10 protein-coding genes are annotated in these 11,861 nt (G+C 72.9%); all 10 read right to left on the bottom strand.

Annotated elements, in window-relative coordinates; translation table 11 throughout:
• Positions 1–88: 88 nt before the first annotated feature.
• Complete coding sequence (gene coaBC, locus GA0070616_RS23610) at positions 89–1,297, bottom strand: bifunctional phosphopantothenoylcysteine decarboxylase/phosphopantothenate--cysteine ligase CoaBC (protein ID WP_091087432.1); 1,209 nt, start codon at positions 1,295–1,297, stop codon at positions 89–91.
• Between the two features lie 12 nt (positions 1,298–1,309).
• Positions 1,310–1,573, bottom strand: coding sequence for a DNA-directed RNA polymerase subunit omega (gene rpoZ, locus GA0070616_RS23605; protein WP_007075826.1), 264 nt, complete (start codon positions 1,571–1,573; stop codon positions 1,310–1,312).
• Between the two features lie 51 nt (positions 1,574–1,624).
• Entirely contained in the window at positions 1,625–2,158 is a 534-nt protein-coding gene (locus tag GA0070616_RS23600) for a nucleoside/nucleotide kinase family protein (protein ID WP_091087428.1), read from the bottom strand.
• 25 nt (positions 2,159–2,183) lie between these two features.
• Positions 2,184–2,501, bottom strand: coding sequence for an integration host factor, actinobacterial type (gene mihF / locus GA0070616_RS23595; protein WP_007458370.1), 318 nt, complete (start codon positions 2,499–2,501; stop codon positions 2,184–2,186).
• A gap of 167 nt (positions 2,502–2,668) precedes the next feature.
• On the bottom strand, positions 2,669–3,508 hold the full coding sequence (gene pyrF, locus GA0070616_RS23590) for an orotidine-5'-phosphate decarboxylase (RefSeq protein WP_091087425.1): 840 nt from the start codon (positions 3,506–3,508) through the stop codon (positions 2,669–2,671).
• 64 nt (positions 3,509–3,572) lie between these two features.
• Positions 3,573–4,847 carry an adenosylmethionine--8-amino-7-oxononanoate transaminase gene (locus tag GA0070616_RS23585; protein WP_091087421.1) on the bottom strand — a complete coding sequence of 425 codons (1,275 nt, stop codon included), beginning with the start codon at positions 4,845–4,847 and terminating at the stop codon, positions 3,573–3,575.
• A gap of 120 nt (positions 4,848–4,967) precedes the next feature.
• A complete protein-coding gene (locus GA0070616_RS23580; RefSeq protein WP_091091471.1) occupies positions 4,968–6,008 on the bottom strand; it encodes a quinone-dependent dihydroorotate dehydrogenase in 1,041 nt (346 codons plus the stop codon).
• 31 nt (positions 6,009–6,039) lie between these two features.
• On the bottom strand, positions 6,040–9,429 hold the full coding sequence (carB, locus tag GA0070616_RS23575; protein ID WP_091087418.1) for a carbamoyl-phosphate synthase large subunit: 3,390 nt from the start codon (positions 9,427–9,429) through the stop codon (positions 6,040–6,042).
• Entirely contained in the window at positions 9,422–10,585 is a 1,164-nt protein-coding gene (carA, locus tag GA0070616_RS23570) for a glutamine-hydrolyzing carbamoyl-phosphate synthase small subunit (protein ID WP_091087414.1), read from the bottom strand. The genes carB and carA overlap by 8 nt, the downstream gene beginning before the upstream one ends.
• On the bottom strand, positions 10,582–11,859 hold the full coding sequence (locus GA0070616_RS23565; protein WP_091087411.1) for a dihydroorotase: 1,278 nt from the start codon (positions 11,857–11,859) through the stop codon (positions 10,582–10,584). Before GA0070616_RS23565 ends, carA begins: the two co-directional genes overlap by 4 nt.
• Positions 11,860–11,861 lie beyond the last annotated feature (2 nt).

The raw sequence follows: 11,861 nt of genomic DNA, 5'->3' as shown, positions 1-11,861 counted from the left end.
GCACTCCTAAGTTTTCGGAAAGTCGTTCGGCGGCAGTGTAGTCACTTCCGGCTGAACCCAGTGCGACGGTCGAGACACGGTCCACCCGTCAGGAGGGGGTCGTCAGCCGGGACACCACGAGGTCCCAGACCCCGTCGGCAAGGTCTTCCTTGGACCGTTCGGGCAGGTGGGCGACCGTGCCGTCCGCGCCGATGACGGTGGCGGCGTTGGTGTCGGCCCCGAAGACCCGGTCGGCGCCGACCTCGTTGACGACGACCAGGTCCGCACGCTTGCGGACCAGCTTCGCCCGGCCGTTGGCCTCGGCGTCGCCCGTCTCCGCGGCGAAGATCACGAGCAGCTGTTCCGGGCGGCGCCGCCGGCCGAGTTCGGCGGCGATGTCGGGGTTGGTGACCAGCGCCACGGTGGGTGCGCTGCCGTCGTCCGACTTCTTGATCTTGCCGGTCGCGTAGGTCGCGGGACGGAAGTCCGCGGGCGCCGCCGCCATCACCACGACATCGGCGTCGTCGGCCGCCCGCAGGGTCGCGGCCCGCAGTTCCTCGGTCGTGCCGACGCGGACCACGTCGACCCCGGCCGGGTCGGCCAGCGACACGTTGGCCGACACCAGGGTCACCCGGGCCCCACGGGCCACGGCCGTGCGGGCGAAGGCGTAGCCCTGCTTGCCGGAGGACCGGTTGCCGAGGAACCGCACCGGGTCCAGCGGTTCGCGGGTGCCGCCAGCGGTGACCACCACGTGCCGACCGGTCAGGTCGGCGGGGGCGGCAGGGCCACGGCTGAGCGCCCGGCGGGCCACGGCGAAGATCTCGGCGGGGTCGGGCAGTCGTCCCTTACCCGTGTCGGCGCCGGTGAGCCGGCCGACCGCGGGCTCGACCACCCGGACCCCGCGGGCGCGCAGCGTGGCGACGTTCGCGGCCGTCGCCGGGTGCTCCCACATCTCCGTGTGCATCGCCGGAGCCAGCAGCACCGGGCAACGGGCGGTCAGCAACGTGTTGGTGAGCAGGTCGTCGGCGAGACCGTGGGCGGCCCTGGCGAGCAGGTCGGCGGTGGCCGGCGCGACCACCACGAGGTCGGCCTGCTGGCCGAGCCGTACGTGCGGAACCTCGTGCACGTCGGCCCAGACGTCGTCGGCGACCGGCTGGCCCGACAGCGCGGCCCAGGTCGGCGCGCCGACGAACCGCAGCGCCGACGCGGTCGGCACCACCCTGACCTGGTGGCCCGACTCGGTGAACAGCCGAACCAGTTCACACGCCTTGTAGGCGGCGATGCCACCACCGACGCCGAGGACGATCCGGGCGGGCATCGGGGGCGGGGACTACGGCTGGTCGGTCGGCTCGGCGGTGAGCAGACCCGCGTTGATCTCGCGCATGGCGATGGAGAGCGGCTTCTCCTGCGGGGTGGTCTCGACCAGCGGGCCGACGTACTCCAGCAGGCCCTCACCGAGCTGGCTGTAGTAGGCGTTGACCTGACGCGCCCGCTTGGCGGCGAAGATGACCAGCGCGTACTTCGACGTCGTCTTCTCGAGGAGCTCGTCGATCGGCGGGTTGGTGATGCCTTCGGGGTTGGCGATGGATCCCACGAATTAACCTCTGCGTCTTTCGCACGGACCGCGTGAACGCGGTGCTGGCGCTCAACCGCGCGGACGCGGTCGGGCCGGAGCCAGAAAGGAAGAACCGAGAAAGCCTATCAGCTCCGCCGCGGCCCGCTCGGTGAGGTCGTGCGGCACGGCGTGGTCGAAGCCCGCGTCCCGAGCCGCCCGGGGGATCCGGCCGGGCGGGTGCAGCAGCACCAGACAGGCGTTCGGCAGGGCGGCCCGCACCAGCAGCGCCCCGGTGAGGTCCAGCGGCAACAGGACGGGCTGCGCGACGCGGAGCCGCTCCCGCAGCGGCCCGACGGGGGTGCCCCGTCGGTGGGTGCCGAGGCGGCTCCACTCCAACAGCTCGCCAGCGGCCAGCCGGCGGTCGAACTCGACCGGGGTGAGGAAGTGCCGGTGCACCCCGTCCACCTCGTGCGGTCGCCGGGGCCGGGTGGTCACCGGCACGGACGTCCACACCGACGGAGAACGCGCCCGGACCAACTCGACGACACTCTCCGTGCCGGCACCGGAGGCACCGGCCAGGACAGTGAGCCGAGCCGCCGGGCGCGCCTCGTCATCCAAGCTCACTGCTTGTTTCTACACGCTGCCGACCTCAGTTGGCGGCGAACTCCCCAAGCAGGGCCTTGCGCTGCTGCTCACCGAGGCCACGCAGGCGACGGCTGTCGGCGATCTTGAGCTTCTCCATGATCTGGGTGGCCCGGATCTTGCCGATACCCGGCATCGCCTGCAGCACGGCGGACACCTTGAGCTTGCCGACGACATCATCGGACTCGGCCCGCTCGAGGACGGCTCCGAGGGTGGTCTTGCCCTGCTTGAGCTGCTCCTTCAGCTCGGCACGGGCTTTGCGGATCTCCGCAGCCTTCTCCAGCGCGGCTGCGCGCTGCTCGGGGGTCAGTGACGGGAGCGGCACCAGTTCTCCTCAGGTCCCTATCGCGACGGGCGGGACGCACCGCCGCATCTGTGAAACGTGGTGTCGCTGTGAACCAAGGGGTTCCCAGCGCGGGGAAAACTAGCGGTAGACGGAGATTTCGGCAACGTGGACGCGCGATGATCACCACAAAGTGACCGAGCAATCAGTCAGGAGGAACCGCCGAGAACGGCCCGGCACTCGCCCGCCGCGCGGTGGGCGGCGGCCCGCAGGGCCTGCGGGTCGGGGCCCGCGGAGAGGATCTCCCGGGAGTACGAGGGCAGCACGGACGGCAGGCTGGAGCCGAACACCACCCGAAGGTCGGCCGCGGTGGCACCCTGTGCGCCGAGCCCGGGAGCGAGCAGCGGACCGTTGACGGCGGACAGGTCGTGCCCGGTCTCGCCGATGGTCGCCCCGACCACCAGGCCCATGCTGCCGAGCGGATCGGCACCCGCGTTGAGCTGCGCAATCTCGTCGATGACCGTCTGCGCGACAGTGCGTCCGTCCGCCCCGTGCGCCCGCTGCACGGCGGCGCCCTCGGGGTTGGAGGTCAGCGCCAGCACGAACACCCCGCCGCCGTGCTCGGCCGCCAGTTCGAACATCGGGGCGAGCGACCCCACGCCCAGATACGGGCTCGCGGTCACCGCGTCGACATACAGGGAGCTGGATGGGTCGAGGTAGGCCGAGGCGTACGCCCGGACGGTCGATCCGATGTCGCCGCGCTTGACGTCGAGCAGGACGAGAGCGCCCTGATCTCGCAACTGTCGGATAATTGACTCAAGAACGGCCACTCCTCGGGAGCCGTACCGTTCGAAGAACGCCGACTGGGGCTTGATCACGGCGACCTGGTCCCCGAGGGCCTCCACCACCGTCCGGGCGAACCGCTCCAGCCCGTCGACGTCGTCGTCGAGCCCCCAGCGGGCCAGCAACCCCGGATGCGGGTCGATGCCCACGCAGAGCGGACCCCGTTCGGTCACGGTCCGGTGCAGCCGGGCGCCGAAGCTCTCCATCGCAGTGCCTCTCTCTGTCTGACGGAACGGCGGTCGCCGCCCGTGGCCGGGGCCGCCCCGGGCGTCAGCCGGCCCCGACGGCGGCCGTGACGCCCGCGGCGATGCGCGCCAGGTCGGCGTCGTCGGTGACGTACGGCGGCATCGTGTAGACCAGGTCGCGGAACGGGCGCAGCCAGACCCCGTGCGCCACCGCTGCGGCCGTGGCCGCCGGGAGGTCCACCTCGTGGTCCAGCTGCACCACACCGATCGCGCCGAGCACCCGCACGTCCCGCACCCCGGGAGCCCCGCGCAGCGGCTCCAGACCAGCCCGCAGGCCCGCTTCGATCCGCCGCACGTCCCCGGGCCAGTCCCCGACCGCCAGCAGCCCCAGGGAGGCGTTGGCGACCGCGCAGGCGAGCGGGTTGCCCATGAAGGTCGGCCCGTGCGCCAGGACGCCGTCGGCGGAGATCCCCCGGGCGACCTCCGCGGTGCACAACGCCGCGGCGAGGGTGAGGTAGCCGCCGGTGAGCGCCTTCCCGACGCACATCACGTCCGGGGCGACCCCGGCGTGCTCGGCGGCGAACATCGTGCCGGTGCGACCGAACCCGGTGGCGATCTCGTCGAACACCAGCAGCACGCCGTGCGCCCGGGTGACCTCGCGCAGCACCCGCAGGTAGTGGGGGTGGTGGAAGCGCATCCCGCCGGCGCCCTGCACGACCGGCTCGACGATCACCGCGGCCAGCTCGTGCGCGTGCCGCTCGACGGCGGCCTCCAGCGCCGCGACGTACGCCGCGTCGGGCGGGGTGTCGAACCCGGCGGGCGGGGCCGGTGCGAACACCTGCCGGGGCAGCACGTCGCCCCACAGGTGGTGCATCCCGCCCTCCGGGTCGCACACGCTCATCGGGTGGAACGTGTCGCCGTGGTAGCCGCCCCGCCAGGTGCCCAGTCGGCGCCGCTCAGGCCGGCCGGTGGCGCGCTGGTACTGCAGGCACATCTTCACCGCCACCTCGACGCTGACCGACCCGGAGTCGGCCAGGAAGACGTGCTCCAGGCCGTCGGGGGTCAGCTCCACCAAGGCGCGGGCCAGGCGCACCGCGGGCTCGTGGGTCAGCCCGCCGAACATCACGTGGCTCATCCGGCCGAGCTGGTCGGTGACGGCCGCGTCCAGCACCGGGTGCCGGTAGCCGTGGATCGCCGCCCACCACGACGACATGCCGTCGACCAGTTCCCGGCCGTCAGCCAGCCGCAGCCGCACCCCTTCGGCCCCGTCGACCACGTACGGCGGCACGGCCGGCGGCACCGCCGAGTACGGATGCCACACGTGGGCGGCGTCAGCCGACTCGATCTGTTCCGGGGTCACCGGCGCTCCTTCCCCGAGCCGTCGCGGGCCCGGCGACCGGGCGGGGCCACGCGGGGGTACGCCACCGGGGCCGGCGGACGCCGACCGCCCGCCGGCCCCGTGTCGCGCCGGGGGCGGCGCTCACCGGCCCCCGACCCGGTCCGGCGCCGCACCCGCGGCCGCGCGGGCCACCGCCCGGGGCAGGGCCGGGCCCCGGTAGATGAAGCCGGTGTAGAGCTGCACCAGGCTCGCTCCCGCGTCGAACATCCGTGCGGCGTCGTCCGGGTCGAGGATCCCACCGACCCCGATCACCGGCAGCCGTCCGCCCGTCTCGCGGTGCACGAACGCGACCACCTCCCGCGCCCGGCCGGTCAGCGGCCGACCGGACAGCCCGCCGGTCTCGGCGCCGCGCCCCCGGTCGGCCGTGGCCAGCCCGTCGCGGCCCAGCGTGGTGTTGGTGGCGATCACCCCGGCGGCGCCCCGGGCCAGACACACCTCCAGCAGCTCCGCGACGGCCGGTTCGGTCAGGTCCGGGGCGATCTTCACCAGCACCGGCTTCTCCCCCACCAGTGCCGCCAGGAGGGCGTCCAGGTGGGTCCGGTCCTGCAACGAGCGCAGCCCCGGGGTGTTCGGCGAGGAGACGTTGACGGCGAAGTAGTCCCCGTACCCGCGCAACGCCCGGTACGACGCGAGGTAGTCCTCGACGGCCTCGTCCAACGGCGTCACCTTGGACTTGCCCAGGGAGATGCCCAACGGCACCCCCAGCGGGCGCGGCAGGGCCGCCAGCCGGGCCGCCAGGGCCTGCGCCCCGGCGTTGTTGAAGCCCATCCGGTTGACCACGGCCTCACTGGCCGGCAACCGGAACAGCCGGGGGCGCGGGTTACCCGGCTGCGGATGGGCGGTGACCGTGCCGACCTCCACGAAGCCGAAGCCCAGCGCCGGCCAGGCCGGCAACGCCGCCCCGTCCTTGTCCATCCCCGCGGCCAGCCCCACCGGGTTCGGGAACCGCACCCCGAACACCTCGCGCGGAGCCCGCACGGCGTAACGGGCCCGCAGGGCGGCGAGCGCGGCCGGTCGCCGCGACAGCGCGGCCAGCCGGTGCAGCGTCCACTCGTGCGCCGCCTCGGCGTCCCCACCGCCGAGGCGGAACAGCCGCGGACGCACCACCCGCTCGAAGATCACCGTCGGCACCTCCGCCGGCGGGCGGCCCCGGTCACCGGGCGGCCCGCAGGATGGCGTGCAGGTCCTGCAACGGGCGGACCTGCATGTCGCCACGGATACGCGCCTCGATGCCCATCACCGCGGCCGCGGCACCCGGCACCGTGGTGACGCACGGGATGTCCGCCGTGACCGCCGCGCTGCGGATCTCGTAGCCGTCGGAGCGGGCACTGGCACCGGAGCCCTGCGGAGTGTTGATCACCAGGGCGACCTGCCCGCCGAGGATCAGCGACACCGCGTCGTCGTCCGCGCCGGCCTCGTAGTGCTTGCGGATCTGCTCACAGGCGATGCCGTGCCGGCGCAGCACCTCGGCGGTGCCGCTGGTCGCCACGATCTCGAAGCCCAGGTCCGCCAGGCGCTTCACCGGGAAGATCATGCCGCGCTTGTCGCGGTTGGCCACCGAGACGAAGATCTTCCCGCTGGTGGGCAGCGAACCGTACGCGGCGGACTGGCTCTTGGCGAAGGCGTGCCCGAAGGACGTGTCGATGCCCATCACCTCGCCGGTGGACTTCATCTCCGGGCCGAGCAGCGAGTCCACGCCCTTGCCGGCCGGCGTGCGGAACCGCTTGAACGGCAGCACCGCCTCCTTGACCGCGATCGGGCCGCCCGGCGGCAGCGAACCGCCGTCCCCGGTCGCCGGGAGCATGCCCTCGGCACGGAGCTGCGCGACGGTCGCGCCGAGTGCGATCCGGGCCGCCGCCTTGGCCAGCGGCACGGCCGTGGCCTTGGACACGAACGGCACGGTCCGCGACGCGCGCGGGTTGGCCTCCAGCACGTACAGCACGTCGTCCTTCAGGGCGTACTGCACGTTGAGCAGGCCCCGCACGCCGATGCCCCGGGCGATCGCCTCGGTGTACCGACGGACCTGGGCCACGTGCGAACCGGCCAGCGTGATCGGCGGCAGCGCGCAGGAGGAGTCGCCGGAATGGATGCCGGCCTCCTCGATGTGCTCCATCACGCCACCCAGGTAGACCTCGCCCTCGGCGTCGCACAACGCGTCCACGTCGATCTCGATGGCGTCGTCGAGGAAGCTGTCCACCAGCACGGGGTGGTCCGGGGAGATGTCGGTGGCCCGGCCGATGTAGTCACGCAGCGTCGGGTCGTCGTAGACGATCTCCATGCCGCGCCCGCCCAGCACGTACGACGGACGCACCAGCACCGGATAGCCGATCTCCTCGGCGATCGCCCGCGCCTCCTCGTACGAGGTGGCGGTGCCGTGCGCCGGGGCGCGCAGCCCGGCCCGGCCCAGCACCGACCCGAACGCGCCGCGCTCCTCGGCCAGGTGGATCGACTCGGGGGAGGTGCCCACCACCGGCACCCCGGCGTCCTTGAGCCGCTGGGCCAGCCCCAACGGGGTCTGCCCGCCCAGTTGCACGATCACCCCGACCACGCCCGGCCCGCCGGCCGCCCGGCCGGAGGTGTCCTCGGCGTGCCAGACCTCGATGACGTCCTCGAAGGTCAGCGGCTCGAAGTAGAGCCGGTCAGCGGTGTCGTAGTCGGTGGAGACGGTCTCCGGGTTGCAGTTGACCATCACCGTCTCGAAGCCGGCATCACCCTCGGCGCCCGGCGCGGCGGCCGTGCCGAGCGGCGCTTCCCGCAGCGCCTGCACCGCGTGCACGCAGGAGTAGTCGAACTCGATGCCCTGTCCGATCCGGTTCGGCCCCGAGCCCAGGATCAGCACCTTGGGCCGGGTCGAGCCGGCGACCTCGGTCTCGGCGTCGTACGACGAGTAGTGGTAGGGCGTGGTGGCCTCGAACTCGGCGGCGCAGGTGTCCACCGTCTTGTACACCGGCCGGATGCCCAGCCGGTGGCGCAGCGTCCGGACGCCGTCCTCGGCGGCCAGCTCAGGGCGCAGCGCGGCGAGCTGCCGGTCGGACAGGCCGGCCCGCTTCGCCCGCCGCAGCAGGCCGGCGTCGAGCACCGGGGCGGCCACGATCTCGGCGCGCAGCTCCACCAGGGCGGCGATCTGGTCGAGGAACCACGGGTCGATCCCGCCGGACGCCTCGGCGACCTCGGCGATCGAGGCACCCAACCGCAGCGCCCGCTCGACGGTGTACAGCCGACCGTCGTGCGGGACGCGCAGTGCGGCGAGGGTGTTCTCGCGCGTCGCGTCGGCCGGATCCGGCACCGTCCAGAAGCCGGCGGCCTTCGTCTCCATCGAGCGCATCGCCTTGTTCAGCGCCTCGGTGAAGTTGCGCCCGAGGCTCATCGCCTCGCCCACCGACTTCATCGTGGTGGTCAGCTCCGGGTCCGCGCCGGGGAACTTCTCGAACGCGAACCGGGGGATCTTGACGACCACGTAGTCGAGGGCCGGCTCGAACGCCGCCGGGGTCTTCAGGGTGATGTCGTTGGGGATCTCGTCGAGGGTGTAGCCGATGGCCAGCTTCGCGGCGATCTTCGCGATCGGGAAGCCGGTCGCCTTCGACGCCAGCGCCGAGGACCGCGACACCCGGGGGTTCATCTCGATGACGACGATGCGGCCGTCGGCCGGGTTCACCGCGAACTGGATGTTGCAGCCGCCGGTGTCCACGCCGACCTCGCGCAGCACCGCGATGCCCAGGTCACGCAGGCGCTGGTACTCCCGGTCGGTCAGCGTCATGGCCGGGGCCACGGTGACGCTGTCGCCGGTGTGCACGCCCATCGGGTCGACGTTCTCGATCGAGCAGACCACCACCACGTTGTCGTGGCGGTCGCGCATCAGTTCGAGCTCGTACTCCTTCCAGCCGAGCACGCTCTCCTCGATGAGTACCTCGTGCACCGGGCTGGCCGCCAGCCCCGCGCCGGCGATGCGCGCCAGGTCCTCCAGGGTGTGCGCCATGCCCGAGCCGAGACCGCCCATGGTGAACGACGGCCGGATCACCACCGGCAGGCCCAGCTCCGCGACGGTCGCCTCGACCTCGGCCATCGAGTGGCAGACCCGGGAACGGGGCACCAGGCCCGACGGGTCGGCCAGGCCGAGCCGTACGCCGGCCTTGGCGACGATGTCCTTGAACAGCTGCCGGTCCTCGCCCCGGTTGATCGCGTCGATGTTGGCGCCGATCAGTTCCACGCCGTACTTGTCGAGCACACCGGCGGCGTGCAGGGCGACCGCCGTGTTCAGGGCGGTCTGCCCGCCGAGGGTCGGCAGCACCGCGTCGGGACGCTCCTTCGCGATGACCAGCTCGACGAACTCCGGGGTGATCGGTTCGACGTAGGTGGCGTCGGCGAACTCCGGGTCCGTCATGATCGTCGCCGGGTTGGAGTTGACCAGGCTGACCCGGATCCCCTCGCTGCGCAGCACCCGGCAGGCCTGGGTGCCGGAGTAGTCGAACTCGCAGGCCTGGCCGATGACGATCGGGCCGGACCCGATGACCAGGATGTGCTTCAGATCGGTCCGCTTAGGCATTCGCGCGCCCCTCGGTGTTCGTCCGGCCCTCGATGAGCTCGGCGAAGCGGTCGAACAGGTAGTCCGCGTCGTGCGGGCCGGCCGCCGCCTCCGGGTGGTATTGGACGGTGAAGGCGGGCACGTCCATCGCCCGCAGTCCCTCGACCACGTTGTCGTTGAGGCAGACGTGCGACACCCGGACGCCGCCGAACTCGGTCTCGATCACCTGGTCGGGGACGACCACGCCGGGCCCGGCCCCGGGCACCTGCACGGCGAAGCCGTGGTTGTGGCTGGTCACCTCGACCTTGCCGGTGACCCGGTCCAGCACCGGCTGGTTGATGCCCCGGTGGCCGTACCCCAGCTTGTAGGTGCCGAAGCCCAGGGCCCGGCCGAGGATCTGGCTGCCGAAGCAGATGCCGAACAGCGGCACCCTGCGGCTGAGCACCTCGCGCGCGAGGGCCACCGGGGCGTCGGCGGTCGCCGGGTCACCCGGGCCGGGCGAGAGGAAGACCGCGTCGGCGCCGGTGGCGAGCAGGTCGTCGATGGTGGCGGTGGCGGGCAGCACGTGGGTGGTGACGCCGCGCGCGGCGAGCCGGCGCGGCACGTTGCGCTTGATGCCCAGGTCGAGGGCCGCCACCGTGAACCGGTGCGGGCCCTCGGCCTCGACGACGTACGGCTCGGTGGTGGTCACCTCGGCGGACAGGTCGGCGCCGACCATCTGCGGCGAGCGGCGCACCCGCTCCAGCAGGGCCTGCGGGTCGTCGTCGACGCTGGACACGCCGACGCGCATCGCGCCGCGCTCGCGCAGGTGCCGGGTCAGCGCCCGGGTGTCCAGCCCGCTGATGCCGACCACCCCCTCGGCGGCCAGCCGGTCCTCCAGCCCACCGGTGGCCCGCCAGTTCGAGCTGATCCGGGCGGGGTCGCGGACGACGTAGCCGGCCACCCACATGCGGCGGGACTCGTCGTCGTCGCCGTTGACGCCGGTGTTTCCGATGTGTGGGGCCGTCTGCACCACCACCTGGCGGTGGTAGGACGGGTCGGTGAGGGTCTCCTGGTAGCCGGTCATGCCGGTGTTGAAGACCGCCTCACCGAAGGTCTCCCCGATGCTGCCGTACGCCTCGCCGTGAAACGTCCGGCCGTCCTCCAGAACCAGGATCGCCGATCTTCTGCGGGTCACTTGACTGCCTTTCCGTCCAGGACCGTCGGCTCACCGCGCAGGAAGGTCGCCACGATGCGACCCGGCAGCGTCATGTGGGCGTACGGGGTGTTGCGACTGCGGCTGGCCAGTTCCGCCGGTTCGACGACCCGCCGCACGGACGGGTCGACCAGGGTCAGGTTGGCCGGCGTGCCGGGGGCGGGGTCGTGGCCGTGTTCGGTCAGCCCGGCGATGAGGGCGGGCACCCGTGACATCCGCTCGGCGATGAGGTCCCACCGGGGGCCGAGCACGTCGAGGGCGATCGACAACGCCGTCTCCAGGCCGAGCATGCCCGGTCGGGCGTACGCCCACTCGCACTCCTTGTCCTCCACCGCGTGGGGGGCGTGGTCGGTGGCGATGATGTCGATCACACCGTCGACCAGGGCGGCCCGCAGCGCCGCGACGTCGGCGGCGGTGCGCAGCGGCGGGTTGACCTTGTACACCGGGTCGTAGGTCTCCGCCCTGGTGTCGGTGAGCAGCAGGTGGTGCGGGGTCACCTCGGCGGTGACGCGTACCCCCCGGGCCTTGGCCTGACGCAGCACCTCGACGCTGCCGGCGGTGGACACGTGGCAGACGTGCAGGCGGCTGCCCACGTGCTCGGCGAGCAGCACGTCCCGCGCGATGATCGCCTCCTCGGCGACCGCCGGCCAGCCGGTCAGGCCCAGCCGGGTCGACACCTCGCCCTCGTGCATCTGCGCGCCCTCGGTGAGCCGGGGCTCCTCGGCGTGCTGGGCGATGATCCCGTCGAACGCCTTGACGTACTCCAGGGCGCGGCGCATCAGCTTCGGGTCGGCGACGCAGTGCCCGTCGTCGGAGAAGATCCGCACCCGGGCGGCGGAGTCGGCCATCGCGCCCAGTTCGGCCAGTCGCTCACCGGCCAGGCCGACGGTGACCGCGCCGATCGGCTGGACGTCGACCAGACCGGACTCGCGGCCGAGCCGCCAGACCTGCTCGACCACGCCGGCGGTGTCGGCGACCGGGGAGGTGTTGGCCATCGCGCAGACGGCGGTGTAGCCGCCCAGGGCGGCGGCCCGGGAGCCGGACTCGACGGTCTCAGCGTCCTCCCGGCCCGGCTCGCGCAGGTGGGTGTGCAGGTCGACCAGGCCGGGCAGGGCGACGAGCCCGGTGCCGTCGACGACGGTGGCGTCCGGCGCGGTCAGGCCGGCGCCGGTCTGCGCGACGACGCCGTCGCGGATCAGCAGGTCGGTCGGCGCGGCGCCGACGACGCTGACGTTGGTGATCAGGTACGGGCTCACAG

Origin of the sequence: Micromonospora nigra, assembly GCF_900091585.1 — a bacterium.
GTDB classification, from domain to species: domain Bacteria; phylum Actinomycetota; class Actinomycetes; order Mycobacteriales; family Micromonosporaceae; genus Micromonospora; species Micromonospora nigra.
The sequence above is the reverse complement of the archived record's forward strand: the minus strand, read 5'-3'. Positions and strand labels throughout refer to the sequence as shown.